The sequence below is a fragment of the Jilunia laotingensis genome, assembly GCF_014385165.1.
In the GTDB taxonomy this organism is placed as follows: Bacteria; Bacteroidota; Bacteroidia; order Bacteroidales; family Bacteroidaceae; genus Bacteroides; species Bacteroides laotingensis.
The window spans coordinates 3,223,933-3,248,225 of sequence record NZ_JACRTF010000001.1 but is presented as its reverse complement, the minus strand read 5'-3'; the positions used below and the strand labels follow the sequence as shown (position 1 = coordinate 3,248,225).

Here is a 24,293-nt window from a genome sequence, read left to right as displayed (position 1 = left end):
TGTAAATAACAAACTATGCTGAAACGTCTTATTATCGGATTATACTTGCTATTGTATTTACTTCCTTCGTTTGCCTGGAATGGAGGAGACATCATCACATCCGATAGCTTGAAAGCCGAGAAAAAAGAAAACGCATTCATAAAAGTATTCAACTATCTATTTAATCCCGATGATATAGACACGACCTATATCAGCCCGAACCGCTATAACTATGCATTGATGCTGGATCATTTTACGAATTATGAATATTATGCCGTAGGCAGCACTACTCCGAAAGAACAACGAATCCGCTTCTCGCCTCATCCACGCAACAAGATAGGCCCTTATTTCGGTTGGCGGTGGATTTTCCTTGGATGGTCTATCGATACTGACGGGCTTTATGGCAAGCAGAAAGGAAAAAGAAAGGGTACGGAATTCGATTTAAGTCTTTATAGTTCAAAATTGGGTGTTGACGTGTTTTATCGGCGTACGGGTAACGACTACCGCATTCATAAAATAAGTGGTTTTGACGACATTCCTTCCGATTATTCCGAAGACTTTGACGGATTGAAAGTAGACATGAAGGGGTTGAATCTTTTTTATGTTTTCAACTACCGTCGGTTCTCTTATCCAGCAGCATTCAGCCAAAGCACCAATCAACTACGGAGTGCCGGTTCATTGATCGGGGGATTCTCGATCTCAACCCATAATCTTGATTTCGATTATACCCGTTTGCCATTGATAATTCAAGAGAAAATGAACCCTGGCTCAAGAATGGATCATATCAAATATACCAATATAAGCCTCAACTTAGGATATGCTTACAACTGGGTGTTTGCCAAAAACTGGCTTGCATGCATCTCTTTCAGTCCTGCCGTAGCCTATAAAACATCTCGTATAGAGAAAGAAGAAAAGGAGAATAATGAGTGGTATAAGAACTTCAATATCGATTTCATCCTACGGGCAGGTGTAGTATATAACAATAGTAAATACTTTGCGGGAACCTCTTTTGTAGGCCGTACATATGATTATTACAGGGGCAATTTTTCCCTGAACAACGGCTTCGGAACTTTGCAGATATACGCAGGATTCAATTTCTATTTGAAAAAGCAATATAGAAGGAAATGATTCTCCACTTAGATCATTCATTTTCCCCTACTCCACCTGCCAACGATCCTCTTACTCCACCAGCCAACGGCTGATATTACGTGTCTCCGCACAGAATTCAACACCTACTTTGACAATCTCGCGCCCATCTGCCAAATAAGGAATCAGATAACCTTTATCATCAATCTGTTGTAAAGCCTGTTCAGCCGTACCGTTCAGTTTGAATTCAAACACATAGATGTATTTTGGAGTCTTGACCACTGCATCCGCCCTACCACGCGCACTACGTACTTCAGCTTCAGTGAACTCACCCATCAATTTAAATACCAAGTAGAAAACAACTTGATAATACCGCTCTTTATCTTCGCTCAGCTCATAAGAAAAATCTGCAAAGAAAGATTTCAGACGAGTCAGAAAATCAGGAACATCTCCCGAACGTAGCTCCTGGACAAATTTACCTATGTAGAATCTTTTTTCTCCATCCCTGATGGGGGTATAGAACGGTAAGATAAAATTCATAAAACCATATTTCACTTCATCGTTGGGAAAACCAAGCCGATACATCTTAAATTCTTTGTCATACCCCTTGATCGTCAGATAACCACTTTGGTAAATCAATGGTATCGGATTATCAGAATCCGCTCTATATTCGGTAAAAGCTGTCGAAGCTGCCTCCACCCCGTCAATCAAAGTCCGGAGATCGTAATCGCTATCTTTCAGCAACTCGACTAAAAAAGTCGGAGTTCCCGTCTGAAACCAATAATCACTGAATTCTTTCGCTTTCAAGGCATTCAGCACACTGAACGGATTGAATACGCCTTCTCCCGAAGGGTGAAAATGATATCCGTCATATAGACATGCCATTTTATCGACAGTTTCTTCATAAGTCATATCATTTACCTTTCCAAGCAATTCCAATTCCTGCTTGAAAGTAACCTCCAACTCTTCTTTAGTGATACCGCAAACCGTAGCATAATCGTACCACATGCTGATGTCCTGCAACTGGTTGAGATCACTGAATACACTGACTTGTGCAAATTTAGTGACACCTGTCAGAAAAACAAAACGCAGGTAACGATCCGAACTTTTGAGAACCCCGTAAAAAGCCTTCAACGTATCACGATATTCTTTCAACAAATTCTCATTGCATAAGGCTTGCAATAAGGGCTTGTCATATTCATCAATCAGAACTACTACTTTACGCCCCGTCTTCCCGGAAGCACGACGAATTACTCCGGCAAAACGGCTTGACAAAGTTTTTTCATCCTCACCTTCACCATAAATCTGTTCCCACTGGGTCAAGTAGTTACTTAGGATGGATGTTAAGCCTTCCGTCTCATCATACTTCTCCGCATTCAGATCAAGATGCAATACCGGATATTTTATCCATTCTTTTTCCAATCCCTCAATAGCCAGCCCTTTGAACAGTTCTCTTTTCCCTTCAAAATAAGCCTCGAAGGTCGACAGTAACAAACTCTTTCCAAAACGACGCGGACGACTTAAAAAATAAGGTTTTCCGGTAGAAGCTGCTCTCCAAACAAATTTTGTTTTATCAACATAAAGATATTCATCTCTACGAATATCTTCAAAAGTTTGTATCCCGATAGGGAGTTTACGGCTTGACTCAATCATAAGACTATGGTATTAATAGGACATTAGCTGAACGCAAAGATACACTTTTCTGTTCAATCTCACTTCTTCAGGCAAATAAAGTCACCGATAGTTCATCTATAATCTCAAAGTTTCTTTGTACATTTGCCGCCATTCAAGAGATTTAAAAGATGAAAACAAACCGTTATACATATCTTCCAGAAATACGTTTCAGCCAATGGAGCCGGAAAGGATATGCTGCATTCGCCAGTTTAGGCTGCCAGGTAACTATCGGGCAATTGCATTTCAATGTGACGGAATGTTCCCTCTCCAAGCAAAAATCAGCTCAAACTTTACCTTATATTATAAATATGACACTGGAAGAACTGAAAGACCAAGTACTTGCCGGGGTGAATATCACTCCCGAACAAGCGGCTTGGCTCGCCAATACGGCCGACAGGGAAGCACTCTATGCTGCTGCCCACGAAATCACCGTCGCACGCGCGCAGCGCGAATTCGACATGTGTTCTATCATTAATGCCAAGTCCGGCAGATGTCCTGAAAATTGTAAATGGTGTGCGCAATCCGCCCATTACAAAACAAAAGCAGAAGTTTATGATCTCGTCAGCCCCGACGAATGTCTCCGGCAGGCACAATACAACGAAGCACAAGGCATAGCCCGATTCTCTCTCGTCACCAGCGGACGAAAACCATCTCCCAAACAACTTACTCAACTTTGCGATTCAGCCCGTCAGATGAGACGGCACTCTTCCATTCAATTATGCGCCTCCCTGGGACTGCTGGAAGAGAATGAATTACGCACCCTCTACGAAGCGGGTATCACCCGTTACCATTGCAATCTGGAAACTGCCCCTTCTTATTTTCCGAAACTTTGTTCCACCCATACACAAGAACAAAAACTTGCCACCCTTGCCGCTGCCCGAAACGTAGGCATGGATATCTGTTGCGGGGGTATCATCGGCATGGGGGAAACAATGGAGCAACGCATCGAATTTGCATTTACACTGAAAAAGTTAGCCATACAATCCATTCCTATCAATCTGCTCAGTCCCATTCCGGGAACTCCTTTGGAACACGAAAAGCCGTTAAGTGAGGAGGAAATATTAATTACCATCGCCCTGTTCAGGTTCATCAATCCCACCGCTTATCTGCGTTTTGCCGGAGGAAGATCGCAAATCTCACCCGAAACCATAAAAAAGGCATTGCATATCGGGATCAATTCCGCCATTGTAGGAGATTTATTGACCACGCTCGGATCAAAGGTTTCGGAAGACAAACAACTGATAATGGAAACGGGATACACATTGCCCTCCGAGTTCGACCGTGAACACATCTGGCATCCGTATACCTCCACCACCAACCCGCTACCGGTGTATAAAGTAGAAAAAGCGGAAGGAGCAACCATTACACTCAGTGACGGCAGGGTTCTGATCGAAGGCATGTCCTCTTGGTGGTGTGCCGTACATGGCTATAATCATCCGGTACTGAACCAAGCGGCACAGAAGCAACTGGAAAAAATGTCGCACGTCATGTTCGGAGGACTGACCCACGATCCGGCTATCGAATTAGGCAAGCTCCTATTGCCTCTGGTTCCTCCTTCGATGCAAAAGATATTTTATGCGGATTCCGGTTCGGTTGCCGTGGAAGTGGCTCTGAAAATGGCAGTGCAATATTGGTATGCAGCCGGGCAACCTGACAAAAACAATTTTGTAACCATCCGCAGCGGATACCACGGGGATACTTGGAATGCCATGTCGGTATGCGACCCGGTGACGGGAATGCATTCCCTCTTCGGTGCGGCACTTCCGGTACGCCATTTTGTGCCGCAACCTGCCTCCCGTTTCGATGGGGAATGGCATCCGGAGGACATTCTACCCCTAAAAAAAGTCATAGAAACTCATTCCGGCGAACTGGCGGCACTCATACTCGAACCCATCGTGCAGGGAGCGGGAGGCATGTGGTTCTACCATCCCCAATACCTACGGGAAGCAGCGAAACTTTGCCGTGAACATCATCTGTTGCTGATCTTTGACGAGATAGCTACCGGCTTCGGACGCACAGGCAAACTCTTTGCCTGGGAACATGCCGGAATAGAGCCGGATATCATGTGTATCGGCAAAGCCCTGACCGGAGGATATATGACATTATCCGCCGTACTGGCGAGCAACCGGGTGGCTGACATGATATCCAATCATGCACCGGGAGCGTTCATGCACGGACCTACGTTCATGGGAAATCCGCTGGCATGTGCCGTAGCATGTGCCTCTGTCAACTTACTGATAAGCTCCGGTTGGCAAGAAAAAGTACAGAGTATCGAGAAGCAGCTTAAACAGGAATTGGCTCCCGCACGGTCTTTGGCTACCGTTGCAGATGTTCGGATACTCGGTGCCATCGGAGTAATCGAGATGAAAGAACCGGTCGATATGGCAGATATGCAACGCCGTTTTGTAGAAAAAGGAATCTGGGTACGTCCTTTCGGACGATTGGTTTACTTGATGCCTCCGTTCGTTATCACCCCCGGACAGTTGAGCAAATTGACGAAAGGCGTAATTGACATACTTAGCTAAAACAGATATATCCTATGACAAACCTTCATACACCCACTCCTCAACAAACGGAAGAAAATTTAGAGGAAAGACTTCGATCCCAACTCGCTTCTCTGAACGATCACAGCAATTTGCGGCAACTTCCCTCCATCCTGCATGAGGAAAGGGATATCATCGTGAACGGACAACGGATGCTGAATCTTTCTTCCAATGACTATCTGGGATTGGCAAGCGATATTGAATTGCACCGGGAATTTCTGGACACACTGACACCGGAAACTTTCCTCCCTTCCTCTTCTTCCTCCCGGCTGTTAACAGGAAATTTCACTGTTTACGACCGGCTGGAACAGCAACTAGCCGAGGCCTTCGGCACTGAAGCCGCTTTGGTATTCAACAGCGGTTATCATGCCAATACAGGTATCTTACCGGCCATCTGCGATGCGCGTACATTGATACTGGCGGACAAATTGGTACATGCCAGCCTGATTGACGGCATCCGGCTGTCCGGTGCGAAATGCATCCGCTTCCGCCATAACGAATACTGCCAATTGGAGCGTTTGGTGGAAGAACAGCATTCCAACTGGAACAGTATTATCATCGTCACCGAAAGCATATTCAGCATGGATGGCGATGCAGCCGACTTGGAAGAACTGGTTCACCTGAAAAAAAGATTTCCGAATGTATACTTATATGTAGACGAAGCCCATGCATTTGGCATACGGGGCGACAATGGACTCGGTTGTGCCGAAGAACAAGGCTGCATCCCCGATATAGACTTTCTGGTAGGCACTTTCGGCAAATCACTTGCCTCAACAGGAGCCTATATAGTATGTAAGCAGGTCATTCGCGACTATCTGATTAATAAAATGCGTACATTTATCTTCACCACTGCGCTCCCACCCGTAAACATTCAATGGACATCGTTTCTATTGCAACGGCTGCCCGACTTCCGGTCAAAACGTGATACATTGAAACAAACCAGCCAATTACTCAGAGAGGCGTTGAAGCAAAAAGGATATGATTGTCCGTCCGTAAGCCACATCGTACCCATGGTAACGGGTACAAGCAGTGCTTCCCTTCTGAAAGCGGAAGAACTTCAACGTAAAGGTTTTTATGTACTGCCCGTACGGCCACCCACAGTGCCCGAAGGGACTTCACGCATCCGTTTCTCACTGACAGCCGCCATCCGGATGGAAGAAATCAGTGCATTAATAAATTCAGTTATAATCTCCTGAAACAATGATACAGAAATACATCACACATAAAAGGAACGAGAACCTCATTCTCTTTTTTGCCGGCTGGGGAATGGATACCCACCCTTTCCTATCCTATGATCCCGATACTAGCGATCTTATGGTCTGCTACGACTACCGGACAATGGATTTCAATCTTTCAACCTTGAGTCCATACACTTCCATCGATGTAATAGCCTGGTCAATGGGTGTCTGGACAGCGTCACAGGTGCTTTCCGGCTTATCGCTTCCCTACCGGAACACGATTGCCGTCAACGGCACTCCTTTTCCCATTGACGAATTCAAAGGAATCCCTCCCTCGATTTATCAGGGTACATTGGAAAACCTGGACAAAACCACTCTTCAGAAATTCTTTCACCGTATGTGCAAAGACAACGCTACTTTCAAATGTTTCCTACAAAAGATGCCTCAACGCCCAGTGGAAGAATTAAAAGAGGAATTGGAAATGATTAGGCTGAACTATACCCGCGTACCGTCTGGTAATTTCACTTGGCAAAAAGCCTTTATCGGAAAGAACGACCGTATCTTCCCTCCCGTCAACCAACAGAGAGCTTGGGAAGAAACCAATACCTGCATCTTTGAAAACGAGGAAGCACATTACAACGAATTACTATTTTCCGAACTTCTGACGAATCCGACCGTTCAACCAATTTTATAATAAAATGAATAAACGACTCATAGCCGAACGCTTTTCAAAAGCCATACACACCTATCCACAAGAGTCTGGTGTGCAGCAGCAGATAGCTGAACGAATGATCGATCTGTTGAAAAGATACCTCCCCCATCCGTCACCGAAACAAGTGGTTGAATTCGGATGTGGCACAGCACATTATTCCCGTTTGCTTTACCAAACGTTCCAACCCGAAAAGTTGATTCTTAACGACCTTTGCAGCGATATGCAGAGTTGCTGCATAGACCTTATCGACAAGGGGGCTACCTTCATATCCGGTGATGCCGAAAAGCTTCATTTTCCGGAAGACACAGACCTGCTTACCTCTTGCTCCACACTGCAATGGTTCGAGGATCCGGAAAATTTCTTCCGGCATAGCATCCACTACCTAAAGCAAAACGGCTATTTTGCTTTTACCACTTTCGGGGAAGAGAATATGAAGGAAATACGTTCCATTACAGATAAAGGACTCCCCTACCGTCCACTACAAAATCTCGAAGCATCCCTCACACCATTTTACACAATCGTACACTCCGAGGAAACCATTTGCTCGCGTTCTTTCAAGAGTCCACTTCATGTACTTCGCCACCTGAAGGAAACAGGAGTAACGGGTACAGGTCTACAACGATGGACACGACGCGAACTAAATCATTTTTGTGAAGAATACATTGCCCGATTCGGAAACCATGCTTCCGTGTCATTGACTTATCATCCAATTTATATTATTGCAAAAAAGAAAAAATCATGAAAGAGAATGTTTTATTTGTTTCCGGCATTGACACCGATGCCGGAAAGAGTTATGCCACAGGCTTTCTTGCCCGTGAACTGAATCGACAAGGGAACCGGACGATCACCCAAAAATTTATCCAGACCGGGAATATAGGCTATTCGGAAGACATAGACCTGCACCGCCGTATCATGGGCATTCCCCATACTGAAGAAGATCGGCTCGGATTAACGATGCCGGAAATATTTTCATACCCCGCATCCCCACATCTTGCTGCACGATTGGACAGAAGGGAGATCGATTTTAATAAAATGGAACAAGCAACTGAAGAACTGAGCCAACGATACGACACCGTTCTCCTTGAAGGAGCAGGTGGTCTGATGGTTCCTCTGACCGAAGAATTGCTCACGATCGATTACATAGCACAAAAAAACTATCCTCTTATCTTTGTAACTTCTGGTAAATTGGGAAGCATAAACCACACATTGTTAAGTTTCGAAGCCATAAAAAACAGGAATATTCATCTGCACACTGTGATGTATAATCTCTATCCTACGGTAAAAGATAAAACCATACAAGAAGACACACAGGCATTTATTGAAAATTATATCAGAAAACATTTCCCAGAAACACAATTTATGCTTGTACCAGAGATTAAATAAGTGTGATTCTTCATACTAGTTTCTATAATAAAAGAATGCCAGAAAGCTAAGCAATAAGCCAAGTAGAAAGCCAAAATAAACCAAGTAGCAAGCAGAGAAGAAAACAAACATAGTATAGAAGAGAAGAGGAGAGAAGAGTTAAACTCAAATAATATAAGAAAAAAACTCATCTTCCTCTTCTTCACACGATTATTTAAAGGAAGTATTAATATAACTTTCACAGTAAACATTCCTGAAAAGTATAGGTTATAGCTGTTTTTCTGTATTTATTAAGTCTACGGGAAGAATTGACAATTCATTCAGCTATATTGCTATTTTGAACGTCCTCCAAAGCCTCTATCTTTGCAACATCAATCAAATAAAAAAAATATGTATATGAAACTAATCAAAACGACTCTTACTATTGTTAGTCTTATGCTGGCACTCAGTGCCTGTGCCAGTAATGCAAATGAGAATAATGAAAACATAAATAATAACAAAAAAGAAACGAATATGAGTGTAATACATTTAACCAAAGCTGAGTTTTTAAAGAAAGTATATAACTTCGAAGCCAATCCGAACGAGTGGAAATACGAAGGTGACAAACCCGCCATCATCGACTTCTATGCCACTTGGTGCGGTCCTTGCAAAGCAATCTCACCCGTATTGGAGGAATTGGCAAAAGAGTATGACGGTAAGATATATATCTATAAAATAGACGTAGACCAGGAAAAGGATCTTGCCTCAGCCTTCGGCATACGCAGCATACCGACTCTGATTTTTGCTCCGATGGGTAAAGACCCACAGGTAATTCAAGGTGCATTGCCCAAAGACCAATTGAAAAAAGCAATCAATGATGTTTTGTTAAGCAAGTAATTTGCAGAAAAACAAAAGAACTTTCATTGGCGTTTTATGTTTATATTTTCTATTAAACATGAAACGCCAATGAGCATTAAAGAACAATACTGGAAATATTCTCTAATCACCATCATTCTGGGTGTAGGTTTTATCCTCTTCCGGCAAATCACCCCTTTTCTGGGAGGATTGTTAGGAGCATTGACCATCTATATTCTTGTCAGGAAACAGATGATACACCTCACCGAAAAACGAAAAATGAAACGTAGCTTCGCTGCTACGCTCATTACAGCCGAAGCCATATTCTGTTTCCTGATTCCTTTGGCACTTACCGTATGGCTGGTGGTGAGCAAATTACAGAACTTCAATCTCGACCCACAATCAATCATCACCCCTATCGAAGAAACGGCAAAAATCATTAAGGAAAGAACAGGTTATGACGTATTGGGTAGCGACACTTTATCATTCATCGCTTCCGTACTTCCCCGCATCGGACAGGCAGTAATGGGAGGCATCAGCAGTTTTGCAGTCAACCTTTTTGTATTGGTATTCGTTCTTTATTTCATGCTGATAGGCGGTACGAAAATGGAAGCATACATCAACGAGATTTTACCGTTCAATGCAACAAACACCCAGCATGTGATCCATGAAATAAATATGATTGTCCGTTCCAACGCTATCGGTATTCCGTTATTAGCCGTCATACAAGGCGGGGTAGCCATGATCGGCTATTTCATTTTCGGTACACCGAACGCATTGTTACTCGGATTCCTGACCTGTTTTGCCACGGTCATCCCGATGGTAGGTACAGCCCTCATATGGTTCCCCACAGCTGTATATATGGCACTCACCGGTGACTTATTCAACGGGATCGGATTGGTTGCCTACGGTGCCATCGTCGTATCCCAACTCGACAATCTGATCCGCTTTATCCTGCAAAAGAGAATGGCGGACATCCATCCGTTGATCACTATTTTCGGAGTCGTCATCGGACTTTCCTTATTCGGCTTTATGGGGGTGATCTTCGGCCCGTTGCTTCTTTCCCTCTTCTTCCTGTTCGTAGACATGTTCAAAAGAGAATACCTGGACGGGAAAAAATAACCCTTCCCCCAGGCAGTGATTCTCTCAAAAATTGCGTATCTTTGTAGTCACAAATAACGATGTCAAATCAATGGAAGCATTTACATTCAACACCATCGACACGATTCTACTAGCTGCGACAGGTGTTCTTCTGATTATCCAACTCATCTACTATCTGGGGCTTTACAACCGGATACACATACGAAACACTGCCGACCGGAAAGGCGAAATACATTTCACTCAGGAGCTTCCTCCCCTCTCCGTCATCATCTGCGCCCGTAACGAATCGGAAAACCTGCGTTGCTTCCTGCCTGCCATACTCGAACAGGATTATCCACAATTCGAAGTGATCGTCATCAATGACGGCTCGACAGACGAAAGCGAAGAGGTGCTGACTCTATTGGAAGAAAAATACCGCCATTTGTATCATAGTTTCACACCGGACAGCGCACGTTACATCAGTCGTAAGAAACTAGCTTTGACACTGGGCATTAAAGCTAGCAAACACGATTGGCTGGTATTTACGGAAGCAAATTGCAAACCGGCAAGCAATCAGTGGTTGTGCCTGATGGCACGTAACTTCACGCCACGGACACAGGTCGTATTAGGCTATAGCGGATACGAACCTTGTAAAGGATGGTTGCACAAGCGGATTGCGTTCGATTCGCTATTCACCTCTTTACGATATCTGGGATTCGCACTTGCAGGAAAGCCTTATATGGCAATCGGCAGGAACCTGGCTTATCGCAAAGAATTATTCTTCTCGCAAAAGGGATACTCCACCCACCTGAACTTACAACGGGGTGAAGATGATTTATTCATCAACCAAGTGGCAAACGGAGAAAATACACGGGTAGAAACAGACAGCAATGCCATTGTAAGGATGCAACCGGTAGAAAGATATAAAGACTGGAAAGAAGAGAAAATCAGTTATCTGGCTACTGCACGTTACTATCAAGGCTCACAAAGATACTTTCTGGGGTTTGAAACTTTCAGCCGTCTCTTATTTTATGCAGCATTCCTGACCGCTATTGTGCTGGGAGTGTTGCATTTTCACTGGATTGTTGCCTCCATCGCTCTCTTTGCGTGGCTATTGCGCTTCACGGTACAAGCATTTATTATCAATAAGACAGCGACAGAGCAAAAAGAACAAAGACATTATTATTTTTCCTTGCCCTTATTCGATATTTTACAACCGCTACAAACACTGAAATTCAGGTTGTACCGTGTCTATCGCGGCAAGGGAGATTTTATGAGAAGATAAGAAGCTATTATTAAACACTAAAATTATCAACATGAGGAACAAACTCTTAATTTTTTCCATCCTACTGATAGGATTATTCAGTTGTCAGAATCAACAACCCGTAAAACACGGTTCTTTTACAGCAGCATCTTACAATCTTCGCAATGCCAATGCCGGTGACTCGGCAGCAGGGAACGGTTGGGGACAGCGTTTCCCAGTAATCGCCCAAATGGTGCAATACCATGATTTCGACATCTTCGGAACACAAGAGGGATTCATCTGGCAATTGGAAGACCTGAAAGCATCGCTTCCGGATTACGCTTACATCGGTGTAGGACGCGATGACGGTAAACTGAAAGGTGAACATTCCGCAATCTTCTACCGCACGGATAAATTCGATGTGATCGACAAGGGAGACTTCTGGCTTTCGACTACCCCGGATACACCGAGCATCGGATGGGATGCCGTACTGCCCCGCATTTGCAGTTGGGGACATTTCAAGTGCAAAGACACCGGCTTTGAATTCCTCTTTTTTAACCTGCACATGGATCATATCGGCAAACAAGCGCGCGTGGAAAGTGCTTTCCTGGTACAGGACAAAATGAAAGAATTGGGAAGCGACCTGCCTGCCATCCTTACCGGAGACTTTAACGTTGACCAGAGTCATGATTCATACAAGGCATTCGTCAGCAAAGGTGTATTGAAAGATTCGTATGAGGCAGCCGAATTCCGCTATGCCACCAACGGAACGTTCAACAGTTACGATCCGGCAAACTTTACGGAAAGTCGCATCGACCACGTATTCGTATCACCGATGTTTGAAGTCAAGAAGTACGGAGTATTGACCGATACCTATCGAAGCATGAAAGAAACAGGAGCGGAAAAAGCCGATATCAAAGATGCTCCAACAGGAATTGAAGTTGAAAGCTACGAAGCTCGCGTACCGTCCGACCACTTCCCGGTAGCAGTAAAATTGCAATATTAATCATTCATACCGCATTGAACTCGCAGGATTGATTTTCGTAATCAGAAATGAAGGTCCTACGAGCATCAATACGGAAGCCAACAGCGTTGCGGCATTAATGAGCAGAAACAACCAGATATTAAAATCAACCGGAACCGAATCCACATAATAACTCTCAGGATCGAGTTTGAAAAGATGAAACCGGGATTGCAAAACACAGAACGCCAATCCGATGGCATTTCCCCAAATCATTCCCTTCCCTATAAGGAAAACGGAAAACCAAAGAAAGACTTTACGGATCATAAAATTATCGGCTCCTAATGCCTTTAGAATCCCAATCATATTCGTCCTTTCGATGATGATGATCAACAGTCCGGATATCATCGTAAATCCGGCAACACCCACCATAAGAATCAAAATAACCCACACATTGAGATCGAGTAGTCCCAACCATTCGAAGATCTGAGGATTCATCTGTTCGATGTTTTGCACGAAATATACCCCACCGTATTCATCCGGACGGTTATCCGTATTTTCGGCTATCTCATACGTCACCTCTTCCAGCTTGTCATACTCCCGTATTTCAATCTCCGCGCCACTTACCTGACCGGGCTTCCACTTATTCAGCCGGTTCACGGTATACAGGTCTGTCAGCAAAAACAGGTTGTCATATTCGGAAAAGTTAGTTTGGTAAATCCCTTTAATGGTCAAAGGACGGACACGTACATCCCCTTGAATATAGTAGGTATAGATTTTATCACCCAAATTCAATTGCAACTTATCCGCCATGGCTTTCGAAACAATAACCTGATTCGTGGCAACCGAATCACTGAAAACCGGAATCTCACCCTCTATCAAATGTTTTCCAAAAAATGAAGCATCAAATTCCGGTCCTACGCCTTTCAGCACCATGCCCTGAAAAGCCTCATCTGTCTTAATTATTCCCGGCTTTGTGGAATAACGTTGCACATGCTTTACTTCGGGATAAGCGGAAAGCATGGCCATCAAGCTGTCGTTTACTACAATGGGATGCGTCTCGTACGACCGGACTGCATCGAAATTACTGATTTGTATGTGCGAACCGAAACCGGTCACTTTTTCACGCACCTCTTTCTTAAAGCCGATCACTACCGCCACGGTGATAATCATCACGGCAAGACCGATGGCGATTCCCACCATAGCAATGAGAACTGCGGGTCGTGATACCTGTTTGCCACCATCAGTATCACGATAAAGTCGACGGGCGATGAAAAGGGAAAGACTCATTCCGTTCGTCCCGGATAAGCTTCCAGTGCCTTTTGCAAAACAAAAAGGGCACGGGTCAAATCTTCTTTCTTCAACACATAAGCGATACGGACTTCATTGCGCCCCGAACCCGGAGTGGTATAGAAGCCAGAAGCAGGTGCCATAAAGACAGTCTGACCTTCATAGTTAAATTCAGAAAGACACCATGCACAGAACTTATCAGAATCGTCCACCGGCAATTTGGCTACGGTATAGAACGCTCCCATAGGAATCGGAGAATATACGCCTGGAATACGGTTCAAACCATCAATGAGGCATTTACGCCGTTCCACATACTCATCGTACGTATCCCGCAAATATTCCTCACCCGCATCCAATGAAGCTTCGGCAGCGATCTGACCGATCAAAGGAGGACTTAACCGCGCCTGGCAAAACTTCATGACGGCATCCCGCACTTCCTTATTCTTGGTGATCAGGGCACCGACGCGGATGCCACATTCCGAATACCGTTTGGAAACGGAGTCAATCAACACGACATTCTGTTCAATGCCTTCCAAATGGCAGGCAGAGATATAAGGGGAACCTGTATATATGAATTCACGATACACTTCATCCGAGAAAAGAAACAAATCGTATTTCTTCACCAGATCACGAATCTGGTTCATTTCCCTACGGGTGTAAAGATAACCAGTCGGGTTGTTCGGATTGCATATCAGGATAGCTTTGGTACGTTCGTTAATCAGTTCCTCAAACTTCTCGACCTTTGGCAAAGAGAAACCCTCTTCGATGGTAGTGGCAATGGTACGTATCTTTGCCCCGGCAGAAATGGCGAATGCCATATAATTGGCATAAGCAGGTTCCGGAACAATAATCTCATCGCCCGGATTGAGGCAAGACATGAACGAAAACAATACCGCTTCCGAACCACCGGAAGTAATGATGATATCGTCCGCAGAGAGATGGATGTTGAACTTCTCATAATAGCCTACCAATTTTTCACGATAACTGCGGTAGCCAGCGCTCGGGCTATACTCCAATACTTTACGATCGATATTCCGTATCGCATCAATCGCGACCTGTGGTGTGGGCAGATCAGGCTGTCCGATGTTCAGGTGGAACACATGCACTCCTCTTTGTTTGGCAGCATCGGCAAGAGGAGCCAGTTTTCTGATAGGCGAAGCAGGCATTTCGTTTCCGCGAATGGATATGATTGGCATAAGGCGTTTTACTATTTTCTATTTACAATTTATAATTTGGAGGGCAAATGTACGCAATAAATCGGAGACAGAGACATAAAAACTTTAAAATCCTTATCAAGGGTAAAAAGGTTATGGCATTTTGAAAAGAAAGCTATACATTTGTCATATACAAAACCTAAAACAATACCAAAATGACCATAAACCTCATTGCCTTCGCTTCATTGCTTCATAAGCAGGCTTCCATCCGCAATTCCCACGAAGCTGTATTAAGTGAATTGGAGAAATACTTCACTGTCAAATTTATAGATCATCAGGATATTGACAAACTTGGCAGCAATGATTTCAAAATCATATTCATCGCGACCGGAGGAGTGGAAAGGTTAGTTATCCAACATTTTGAATCACTCCCCCGCCCTGCCATTATCCTGGCGGACGGAATGCAGAATTCGCTTGCCGCTGCACTAGAAGTATCATCCTGGCTTCGAAACCGCGGGATGAAGAGCGAAATTCTTCATGGTGAACTCCCTTCCATAGTGGCACGTGTACACATTTTATATAATAATTTCCAGGCGCAACGCTCCATAGCCGGCTTGCGGATCGGGGTCATCGGTGCCCCCTCTTCGTGGCTCGTTGCCAGCAATGTGGACTACTTGCTTGCCAAGCGCCGCTGGGGAGTTGAATATTTTGACATTCCCCTTGAACGGGTGTACGAGAAATTCAATCGTATCACAGACAATGAAGTAGGTGCTTCCTGCGCTGCTGTCGCTTCGCAAGCATTGGCTTGCCGTGAAGGGACACCCGAGGATATGCTGAAGGCTATGCGACTCTACCGGGCTGTGAAACGAATTTGTAAAGAAGAGAAACTGAGTGCCGTCACCTTGAGTTGCTTTAAGCTGATAGAAGAAATCGGCACGACAGGCTGTCTGGCTTTATCCATGCTGAACGATGAAGGCATATTGGCGGGATGTGAAGGTGATTTACAATCCATATTCACCCTGCTGGCTATTAAATCCCTGACCGGAAAAGTTGGCTTCATGGCCAATCCTTCCATGATAAATACAAGAACAAATGAACTCATTCTTGCCCACTGCACCGTGGGACTGAAACAAACCGAAAAATACATCATCCGCAACCATTTCGAAACAGAAAGCGGTATCGGCATTCAGGGACTATTGCCTACGGGAGATGTGACCATCGTCAAATGTGGCGGGGAATGCCTGGATGAATATTACCTTTCAACCGGCACGCTGACGGAAAACACAAACTACATCAACATGTGCCGAACACAAGTCAGGATAAAGATGAATACCCCCGCAGACTATTTCCTGAAAACCCCTTTGGGCAACCATCATATTATGGTACATGGCAACTACGAAATAGCATTAAACGAATTTATGCAAGCAAACGGCTGCAAACGAACGGAATAAAAAAGAAGAGAATAGAGTAATTGGATAAAAAGGAGAGGGTTTTATTTGCAACAGCCAAATTAAACCCTATTTTTGTTGTGCAAAACATTATCAATGACCACACACTAATTATCAAAATCTATGCACCACAATCAATCGGACACTCCTATCAGGACAAAGCCACCCTTATTCTTGATAAAAGCTCCACTCCTTTGGACTATTCTCATTTTTCACGCTACCGCGATTTTCTCGCAAGATAAAGAAGCCTACGCCAACTTCCGCGAACAAACCAGCCATCTCTCCCTACAAGAAATCATAACACAAGGAGACAAATATGCTGAAAAAGAAGCAAATGATACAGCCATCATACTTTATTCGGTTGCTATCAACCATTTTTATACCGACATGCCCGATGCCGATAAAAAGCTTTGCGCAACCGCCCATCTCAAAGCAGGCAACATTTATTATGCACAAGGCAGCTACACCAATGCCATGGATGTATACATAAAAGGATTAAAAATCAGCGAATCCTGCGATTTCCATACCAACATCATTAAGCTCTATAACAATATAGGCAACATTTACTGGCTATTTCAAGATTTGGAAAAGGCCGCAACTTATTATGAAAAAGGGTATAAGCTCTGTTTGGAACATGATTATTTCGCTGCAAAAGTGCAAATGCTAAATAATCTGACAACCACTTATGTCTATATCCCCAATCCGGAAAAAGCCAAATACTATTTTAATCAGCAAAAGCAACTCAATATCACCGACAGTACCTTCTATGAAATGTATTATTATAATATGCTGTTGGACGAAGGACTGATCCTATCTTTAGACGGAAAATACAAAGAGGCTGCCAGAAGTATAAAAAGCTCCGTTGATTTCGCAAAGACAAACCAAATGGGTCCCTGGTTCGAATGTGCTTCCTATGAAGATCTTTATAAAATGTATCAGAAATTGAACGAACGGGATTCTACCATGCATTATCTGCATCTCTTCTACGCAACAGCCAAAGAAAACGGATTTACAGACAAATTAAAGGAAGCTTTGAAAGTTCTCCCGGTCCTGTACGAGAAAGTAAATGACAGAAAAAACGCACAATTATATAAGAATGAATATCTGGTACTTACCGACTCCATATTCAATTTTCGGGAATTCAGCCGTATCAAGAACCTCCAGTTCCTGTATGAGACAGAGAAGTACAACAAAGAGATCAATAACCTGATAGCTTTGCAACTTATCAAAGAGAAAGAAATAAAAAGCCAAAGAAAGATAATGACCGGGATTTTGATCAGCGCACTCATCTTCTCGTTTTTATGAGGAGTTCTATAAATTAAAATATTGTAGTACAGTTGTTTATATGGTTCCAAGAGCGTAAATTTGCAGAAAATAAGAATTTTATAATGAACAAGTTATCCCGATACCGTAAGCTTCGTTATAATCAACTATTTGAGTCAGAGAATCGTGAATTGCGTTTGAATGAAATGGGCAATCCTCTTGAAGTGTTGTCTCAGTATGTTGATTTTGAGATCTTTCGTCCTACTCTTGAATCAGCCCTTTTTACCGGAGAGCGCAAAAGTAATGCCGGTCGTCCGCCGATAGACTGTGTGCTGATGTTCAAGGTCTTGTTTCTTCAGCGTTATTATGGTTTGAGTGACCATCAGATAGAGTATCAGATAGTTGACCGTACGAGTTTCCGCAAGTTTCTTGGTATTGAATGTGTTGACGATGTTCCTGACGAGAAGACGGTGTGGAAGTATCGCGAACTCCTGACAAATACAGGCGTTTATGACAAGCTTTTTTCGGAATTTCATAGTTTCATGGAAAGTAAGGGTCTGCAATTCAATGAGGGTCGCATCATTGATGCCAGTTTTGTTATTGCCCCTCGCCAACGTAACACCCGTGATGAAAATGAGCAGATAAAACAGGGAGCGGGTGATAAGTTGTGGAATGACAATCCCCACAAGAAGTGCCACAAGGATGTAGATGCCCGCTGGACAAAGAAGCGTGATGAGACTTTTTACGGCTACAAGCAGCATACTAAAGTTGAGAAACGCAATAAGATCATACTTTCTTATGATACCACGTCGGCAGAAGTGCATGATTCCAAAGGCTTTGAAGGACTGCTGGATGAAAAAGACGAAGGCAAGGACTTGTATTTGGACGCCGGTTATGTCGGACAAGAGGAGATTGTAAAACAGCATAAGATGAATCCGATAATTTGCGAAAAGGGCTACCGTAACCGTCCGCTTACCAAGGAGCAGAAATCAGACAATAGGAAAAAATCCAAGACACGTTGCCTTGTCGAGCATGTATTCGGGTTTGAGGAACAAACCATGCGTGGACTTGTGGTGCGTACAGTAGGGCTTATTCGTGCTAAAGCCAATGTAGCATTCACCAGTCTTGTGTATAACATCAGTCGTTACACGCAAATAATCAGGCTGAAACCTGAGTTGTTGGGGTGAATTATGCCTGCACATCCAATTTTTACAACAAACACAAGTTAATTATTGTAAAAATCGGGGGGGGGGGGTAGAAAATATTCGCTAAATTTGCAAGACTAAAGCTCACAAATTGGGCAGTTAAAGAGTTCTGCTGTCTGATACAAGAGGATAAATTGAATTGATAGAACTCACCTTATTAATTACGGTATATTACCAGAAAAGGAAATTGTCCCGGTCTTACCAAAATTTATTCCAAATCAATAATGAAATCGTAAGCTCTGAGAAATACAACAAAAACCTGCGGATTCAATATGAAGAGAAACTCCGTATGAAGGAATTTACCATTGAGCAATTGCTGAAAGAGAAAACTACATTCACTCCATCTTCCCACGAAACTGATCCAGACAAAAAAGGAGAAGTCGATACAGACCTCCTACTGTCTTTTCAAAACAAAAAAGGATATTCAAATGTGACAGAATCTCCGGACAAGAATCAGAAATACACCACCAGCAATCTGAATGAAGATCAGAAAGGAACTTTGCTGGAAGCCATTAACTCCATTATGGAAAATACACAGGAATATTGCGAATCAGACTTCTCATTAGAGAAACTGGCTATGCTGGTCAATTCGAATAAGAGCTATATATCCCAAATCATCAACGAAACCTACCATGTAAATTTCAACGGATTCGTCAATGAATACCGCATACGAGAAGCCCGCATACGCCTTACGGACATCGAACAATATGGCAATTATACCATCCAGACCATCTCGGAAAGCGTAGGCTATAAATCGTCCACCACTTTCATCAATGTATTCAAAAAAATCACCGGAATAACCCCTTCCATGTACCAGAAGATGGTGAAAGCGCAGAAGGATTTGTAAATTGATAAATTTGCAAATTTGCAATTAGCATTATATCCCAAACATTCTTAGTTTTGTGAAAACAAACCTCATTGTAATCATCAAACTAATAACTGTATTTATGAAGAAGAGACATTACTTTTTTTGTATCGTTGTAATGCTACAAAGCCTGTTCAACGGCATGTATGCTAAAGATGCGTATGGATATCTCATTGGAAGTTCTTCTGGACTCAGCACAGGTCTATACAAATTCGACACGGAAGATAAAGAGAAAATGGAATTGATTTCCAGGTTATATTACACACCTTTCGGAGGTGCATTTGCCAATGGGAAATATTATTGTTACGTATCAGACGACCCACAAGGTCTGATGCCGATAGGTTTATCCATAATAGATTTTACATCAGGAAATTTGTCAGATGCAATCAGTTCCCGGGCGTACGGATGCACAGACATGACCTATGACTATTCCACCTCTACTATGTACGGAGTAATGACCTCCAATTATGGAATGCCCACTTCTCCCACTCTGATTAAAATAAATCTGTCTGATGGAAATATAGAAGAAGTAGCGGTTTTGTCGGATAAAATAGCTGCTATTGCTTGTACATACGGTGGTGAAATGTATGGAATCGGTTCGCAAGCCAATCTTTATAAAATAAACAAAACAGACGGAACCTTACAGCTTATAGGCAATACGGGAGTTTCAATCAAAAACCAACAATCCCTGGAATTCGACCATACCGACGGGCAATTGTATTGGAGCGGCTTTGATAATAATGCCACCTCTTTCTTCATAAAATTAGATAAACAAACCGCCAAGGTAGAATCACGCCGTACTACCCAGGGGAATGCTCTGTTGTGCGCTCTGTATATTCCATTTAAACTGGCAGAAGACAATGCTCCGGCACAAGTAAACGATTTAAAGGCCGAAAACAAAAACTCTTCCGTTACATTGACCTGGAACAATCCCGATAAAACTTTTAGCGGAGCCAACCTGACTGAACTGACTGCAATAGATATTTACCGGAACGGAGAAAAGGTTCATACGATCGAAACTCCCGGAATCGGGAAAAGAGCCGAATGGACAGATGGAAACAATTCTTTAAACGGGATGATGAAGTACACCCTTGTTGCCTGCAATTCTGTAGGAAAAAGTATAGAAGCATCCGTCTCCATCTATGTTGGAAAAGACAGCCCGTCTACAATCGGAAATTTACAAATTACGAAAGAAAACAATAAAGCCATTCTTTCCTGGATCGCACCGACCACAGGGAAACACGGAGGCAATCTGGATGAAACGACACTTGAATATACAATCATCCGGATGCCGGGACAAAAAAAGTATACTGGTATCACTGACACCCATTTTACTGACGACCAGATAGAGAAAGCAAATAATTACTATTACCAGGTATCTTGTTATAATGAAATCGGTGAAAGCGAAGTGATAACTTCCGATACACTCTTGATAGGAGAAGCATTAAATTTACCTTATTATCCGAATTTCAATACCGAATTTGATGCCGCACAATGGAGCATATTCAACGTAAACGGTGATAACAAAACCTGGTTATTCAATGGTTCCGAATTTTCTTATACTTATTCAATGAGAATGGATGCTGACGAATGGATAATTTCAGTTCCCCTGAAATTTGATAAAAGCACGGAGTATCGCCTAAAATATGATATACTGGCACCTTCCGTTTTTAACTCGGTAGAAAACTTTGCTGTTACCATGGGAAAAGAATGCGATCCTTCAGGACAAAACATTGCGTTGGAAACTTTAGAATCTTTCAGTAATACCGAGTATGAAACACGTGCCATCTTGGTAAAGGTCGATGAATCGGGTGATTACTGCATAGGAATGCATGTATATTCACTGAAAGACCAGTTCGGACTAAAGATTAAGAACATACTTATTGAGCCTTACGGAGAAACTGATCTTGCCATCCGATCAGTCAACGGTGAGAACAATCTGACAGTGGGCAAAGAATATACCTACCAGATAGATGTATTCAATAATGGCAAAGCTGCACAAAAAGACTTTGAGATACAGTTGATCGATCAAAAACAAAATGTTTTAACCACGCAAACCATATCTGAAGAACTGCCGGTGGAAGTTACCAAGACCATTGAGTTAAAATGGACTCCGGAGACAATTACAGCAACCCATATTTCAGCCAGAGTAATTTGCAAGAATGATATTAACGTGCAAAACAACCTTTCTCTCCCTATGGAAATTTCCATTAAACTAACCGGAGAAGATTGGATAGAAATCGGTAATAAAGAAAACAAAAACAGTATACTGCCTTACGGATTCGATGGAAAGGCTTATAGTTATTCGGAAGTGATTTATCGTAGAGATGAAATCAATTTCTCCAGCGGACTAATAAAAGAAATCGCCTATATTTACCAAAATAATTCCAACCGCGTATTGACCGGCAAGCATGTACGGATATTCATGCTGAACACCAACCGGGAGGAAATCAGTGAAGGGTGGATACCAGAAGAAGAAATGGTTCTAGTCTACGAAGGTGATCTCACTTTTGAAAAAGGGGAAAATAAACTTAACATCGTACTGGATACTCCCTATTATTATACAGGCGAAAATTTATGTGTGCTTAATCAGAAAGTTCGAGACCCCTCTATAGAAAAAGTGACTTTCTATGCGCAAAACTTCCCGGACATTCCCCGGACAGCTGTAATCAATAATGATAACGGTATAATAAATGTCAATGAAATTCAGGTTTCATCCATGATCAATTATATGCAACTGCTAATCAAAACGAACGAAGGAGGTATATTGACCGGGAAAGTAACCTATGACGGAAAACCTGTGGAACAAGCCAAAGTAGAAATAAAAGATAGCCATGTCAGCACTTTTACAGATCAAAACGGAATATATGAATTCAGTTATCTACTGAAAGGAGATTATAAAATAGATGTCCGGCCAACAGTTATCGGCCTCGATAATGCTAGTGTGAATATAACAATAACCGAAGGAGAAAGTACCCGCCAAGACATCACACTATCAGCCATTCCGACCTATAAATTATCAGGAAAAGTGACAGGTATCAGCAACACGCCTGTCGGAAATGCTTTACTTTCGATCGATGGTTACACCCGGTATAAAACAGAAACGGATGAAAATGGGAACTTCGAAATTCCTTCGGTATACCGGTCGGAAAACTACCGATTAAGAATATTGGCAGCCGGGTATGAATTGTATACCGGAAATGTGTCCATCAACAATCAGGATGTTGCCCTATCTGATATTACCATGAATCCGATTATATGTCCTCCATCCGCCCTCACTTCAAAAGAAGAAGATAATGTGATGAATATAAGTTGGAACAAACCCCTGTATACTACAGAATTTAAATACGATAACGGCATACAAACTTCCGGACTTGAAATCCCCAATATCACTGGGAATACATTACTCGGAAGTGCATATCATATGCCTGCCGTTATCTATAGTGTAAGTTGGTATACTATTCCTTCTCTGGCATCTACCAATGATAATATAAATATTTATATTCTAGCTTTAAATGAAGAAGGAAAACCGACCAACGAAATATTAGTCTCTGAAGAAAACATTCAAAATATCGATAATCAATGGAATACATACCAGTTACCTACTCCGGTAAAAGCACCTTACGGCTATATTGTCGGTACTCGGTTCTCCGATCATGCCTATTTGGCAACAGATGACGGTAGCAATTTCTCTTCCGGTTGCCAGTATATTTTCGATTACGTTACTAAAGAATACTATACAGTGGAATCCCGAGGGTTCAAACAGAACTTTATGTTACGGGCAAATGCGATGATTTATAATCCGGAACAAGATATACCGGAACTACCTGCTGTGACCTATCTACTTTACCGGATGAAAACAGCTGACAAAGAAATACCGACTAAATGGATACTGCTTACAGAGCAACCCACAGAAGTACTTTCATATGCTGATAAGGATTGGACAAATCTTGAAAACAGCGAATATACTTATGCCGTAAAAGCCGTATTCATTGATGGAAAGGTATCACAACCTTTATACTCTGAAAATTTACGAAAAGCGACCATCGGTATTTCAGATGCTGAAAAAGATTTGATCCTAATCTATCCAAATCCCGCTTCCGAAACCATTTATATCAAAGGCCAGGTAACGGAAGTCTCATTATTTGATCTATCGGGTAAAGAATTGTATCATGCAAAAGAAACACATAAGATTAATATCGCTCATCTAAACGATGGACTTTATATCTTACGAATAAATACGGGAACAAATCTTATTATCCGGAAAATAGAAATCAGAAAATAATTGATTCAATTATCACATTTAACTTCAGCCTCAGAAAAGTTTTCGTTTTTCTGAGGCTGAAGTTTATCGATTTAAAATTTTATATTCACCCAACATTAAAGTAAACTTCAACCTAGTATTGCATCACGGCA

General features: G+C 42.6%; 18 protein-coding genes. 15 read left to right on the top strand and 3 right to left on the bottom strand.

What is annotated here, in order from left to right; all coding sequences use genetic code 11:
- Positions 1-15: 15 nt before the first annotated feature.
- Entirely contained in the window at positions 16-1,107 is a 1,092-nt protein-coding gene (locus H8744_RS12385; RefSeq protein ID WP_262435127.1) for a DUF4421 domain-containing protein, read from the top strand.
- A gap of 51 nt (positions 1,108-1,158) precedes the next feature.
- Here the strand turns inward: H8744_RS12385 and H8744_RS12380 are convergent, their stop codons facing one another.
- Entirely contained in the window at positions 1,159-2,718 is a 1,560-nt protein-coding gene (locus tag H8744_RS12380; protein WP_262435126.1) for an ATP-binding protein, read from the bottom strand.
- Positions 2,719-2,867: 149 nt separating this feature from the next.
- On the opposite strand from H8744_RS12380, the gene bioA reads away from it, so the two are divergent.
- The 9 genes from bioA (at position 2,868) to H8744_RS12335 (ending at position 12,697) form a co-directional block, all read left to right on the top strand.
- On the top strand, positions 2,868-5,264 hold the full coding sequence (gene bioA / locus H8744_RS12375; protein ID WP_262435125.1) for an adenosylmethionine--8-amino-7-oxononanoate transaminase: 2,397 nt from the start codon (positions 2,868-2,870) through the stop codon (positions 5,262-5,264).
- 14 nt (positions 5,265-5,278) lie between these two features.
- The gene (locus H8744_RS12370) at positions 5,279-6,478 is read left to right on the top strand and encodes an 8-amino-7-oxononanoate synthase (RefSeq protein ID WP_262435124.1); all 1,200 of its coding nucleotides are present in this window, start codon (positions 5,279-5,281) and stop codon (positions 6,476-6,478) included.
- A gap of 4 nt (positions 6,479-6,482) precedes the next feature.
- Positions 6,483-7,154 (top strand): DUF452 family protein, encoded by a 672-nt coding sequence (locus H8744_RS12365; protein WP_262435123.1) that lies wholly within the window; start codon positions 6,483-6,485, stop codon positions 7,152-7,154.
- Between the two features lie 4 nt (positions 7,155-7,158).
- Positions 7,159-7,914 carry a malonyl-ACP O-methyltransferase BioC gene (bioC, locus tag H8744_RS12360; RefSeq protein ID WP_262435122.1) on the top strand — a complete coding sequence of 252 codons (756 nt, stop codon included), beginning with the start codon at positions 7,159-7,161 and terminating at the stop codon, positions 7,912-7,914.
- Positions 7,911-8,555 carry a dethiobiotin synthase gene (bioD, locus tag H8744_RS12355; RefSeq protein WP_262435121.1) on the top strand — a complete coding sequence of 215 codons (645 nt, stop codon included), beginning with the start codon at positions 7,911-7,913 and terminating at the stop codon, positions 8,553-8,555. The genes bioC and bioD overlap by 4 nt, the downstream gene beginning before the upstream one ends.
- Before the next feature lie 375 nt (positions 8,556-8,930).
- Positions 8,931-9,410 carry a thioredoxin gene (trxA, locus tag H8744_RS12350; protein WP_262435120.1) on the top strand — a complete coding sequence of 160 codons (480 nt, stop codon included), beginning with the start codon at positions 8,931-8,933 and terminating at the stop codon, positions 9,408-9,410.
- Positions 9,411-9,479: 69 nt separating this feature from the next.
- Positions 9,480-10,490, top strand: coding sequence for an AI-2E family transporter (locus H8744_RS12345; RefSeq protein ID WP_262435119.1), 1,011 nt, complete (start codon positions 9,480-9,482; stop codon positions 10,488-10,490).
- A gap of 70 nt (positions 10,491-10,560) precedes the next feature.
- Positions 10,561-11,733: a glycosyltransferase gene (locus H8744_RS12340; RefSeq protein ID WP_262435118.1), complete on the top strand. Its 1,173-nt coding sequence runs from the start codon at positions 10,561-10,563 to the stop codon at positions 11,731-11,733.
- A 31-nt stretch (positions 11,734-11,764) separates the two neighbouring features.
- On the top strand, positions 11,765-12,697 hold the full coding sequence (locus H8744_RS12335) for an endonuclease/exonuclease/phosphatase family protein (protein WP_262435117.1): 933 nt from the start codon (positions 11,765-11,767) through the stop codon (positions 12,695-12,697).
- Here H8744_RS12335 and H8744_RS12330 read toward each other — a convergent pair whose 3' ends face one another.
- Both H8744_RS12330 and H8744_RS12325 read right to left on the bottom strand, forming a co-directional pair.
- Positions 12,698-13,942 carry an ABC transporter permease gene (locus H8744_RS12330; RefSeq protein ID WP_262435116.1) on the bottom strand — a complete coding sequence of 415 codons (1,245 nt, stop codon included), beginning with the start codon at positions 13,940-13,942 and terminating at the stop codon, positions 12,698-12,700.
- Positions 13,939-15,138, bottom strand: coding sequence for a pyridoxal phosphate-dependent aminotransferase (locus H8744_RS12325; protein WP_262435115.1), 1,200 nt, complete (start codon positions 15,136-15,138; stop codon positions 13,939-13,941). Before H8744_RS12325 ends, H8744_RS12330 begins: the two co-directional genes overlap by 4 nt.
- A 173-nt stretch (positions 15,139-15,311) precedes the next feature.
- Between H8744_RS12325 and H8744_RS12320 the strand changes: the two genes are divergently transcribed.
- From H8744_RS12320 to H8744_RS12300, 5 genes are all read left to right on the top strand, one after another.
- A complete protein-coding gene (locus H8744_RS12320) occupies positions 15,312-16,547 on the top strand; it encodes a hypothetical protein (protein WP_262435114.1) in 1,236 nt (411 codons plus the stop codon).
- 120 nt (positions 16,548-16,667) lie between these two features.
- Positions 16,668-17,849: a tetratricopeptide repeat protein gene (locus H8744_RS12315; protein WP_262435113.1), complete on the top strand. Its 1,182-nt coding sequence runs from the start codon at positions 16,668-16,670 to the stop codon at positions 17,847-17,849.
- A gap of 83 nt (positions 17,850-17,932) precedes the next feature.
- A complete protein-coding gene (locus tag H8744_RS12310) occupies positions 17,933-18,994 on the top strand; it encodes an IS5-like element IS1169 family transposase (protein WP_008777670.1) in 1,062 nt (353 codons plus the stop codon).
- Between the two features lie 307 nt (positions 18,995-19,301).
- Positions 19,302-19,859: a helix-turn-helix domain-containing protein gene (locus H8744_RS12305; RefSeq protein ID WP_262435112.1), complete on the top strand. Its 558-nt coding sequence runs from the start codon at positions 19,302-19,304 to the stop codon at positions 19,857-19,859.
- A 100-nt stretch (positions 19,860-19,959) separates the two neighbouring features.
- On the top strand, positions 19,960-24,162 hold the full coding sequence (locus H8744_RS12300; protein ID WP_262435111.1) for a carboxypeptidase regulatory-like domain-containing protein: 4,203 nt from the start codon (positions 19,960-19,962) through the stop codon (positions 24,160-24,162).
- Positions 24,163-24,293: the final 131 nt, after the last annotated feature.

Excerpts from the sequence above, each read along its gene's own strand:
- H8744_RS12385 (WP_262435127.1), top strand. The coding sequence starts at position 16 with ATGCTGAAACGTCTTATTATCGGATTATACTTGCTATTGTATTTACTT.
- H8744_RS12380 (WP_262435126.1), bottom strand. The coding sequence starts at position 2,718 with ATGATTGAGTCAAGCCGTAAACTCCCTATCGGGATACAAACTTTTGAA.
- bioA (WP_262435125.1), top strand. The coding sequence starts at position 2,868 with ATGAAAACAAACCGTTATACATATCTTCCAGAAATACGTTTCAGCCAA.
- H8744_RS12370 (WP_262435124.1), top strand. The coding sequence starts at position 5,279 with ATGACAAACCTTCATACACCCACTCCTCAACAAACGGAAGAAAATTTA.
- H8744_RS12365 (WP_262435123.1), top strand. The coding sequence starts at position 6,483 with ATGATACAGAAATACATCACACATAAAAGGAACGAGAACCTCATTCTC.
- bioC (WP_262435122.1), top strand. The coding sequence starts at position 7,159 with ATGAATAAACGACTCATAGCCGAACGCTTTTCAAAAGCCATACACACC.
- bioD (WP_262435121.1), top strand. The coding sequence starts at position 7,911 with ATGAAAGAGAATGTTTTATTTGTTTCCGGCATTGACACCGATGCCGGA.
- trxA (WP_262435120.1), top strand. The coding sequence starts at position 8,931 with ATGAAACTAATCAAAACGACTCTTACTATTGTTAGTCTTATGCTGGCA.
- H8744_RS12345 (WP_262435119.1), top strand. The coding sequence starts at position 9,480 with ATGAGCATTAAAGAACAATACTGGAAATATTCTCTAATCACCATCATT.
- H8744_RS12340 (WP_262435118.1), top strand. The coding sequence starts at position 10,561 with ATGGAAGCATTTACATTCAACACCATCGACACGATTCTACTAGCTGCG.
- H8744_RS12335 (WP_262435117.1), top strand. The coding sequence starts at position 11,765 with ATGAGGAACAAACTCTTAATTTTTTCCATCCTACTGATAGGATTATTC.
- H8744_RS12330 (WP_262435116.1), bottom strand. The coding sequence starts at position 13,942 with ATGAGTCTTTCCCTTTTCATCGCCCGTCGACTTTATCGTGATACTGAT.
- H8744_RS12325 (WP_262435115.1), bottom strand. The coding sequence starts at position 15,138 with ATGCCAATCATATCCATTCGCGGAAACGAAATGCCTGCTTCGCCTATC.
- H8744_RS12320 (WP_262435114.1), top strand. The coding sequence starts at position 15,312 with ATGACCATAAACCTCATTGCCTTCGCTTCATTGCTTCATAAGCAGGCT.
- H8744_RS12315 (WP_262435113.1), top strand. The coding sequence starts at position 16,668 with ATGCACCACAATCAATCGGACACTCCTATCAGGACAAAGCCACCCTTA.
- H8744_RS12310 (WP_008777670.1), top strand. The coding sequence starts at position 17,933 with ATGAACAAGTTATCCCGATACCGTAAGCTTCGTTATAATCAACTATTT.
- H8744_RS12305 (WP_262435112.1), top strand. The coding sequence starts at position 19,302 with ATGAAGGAATTTACCATTGAGCAATTGCTGAAAGAGAAAACTACATTC.
- H8744_RS12300 (WP_262435111.1), top strand. The coding sequence starts at position 19,960 with ATGAAGAAGAGACATTACTTTTTTTGTATCGTTGTAATGCTACAAAGC.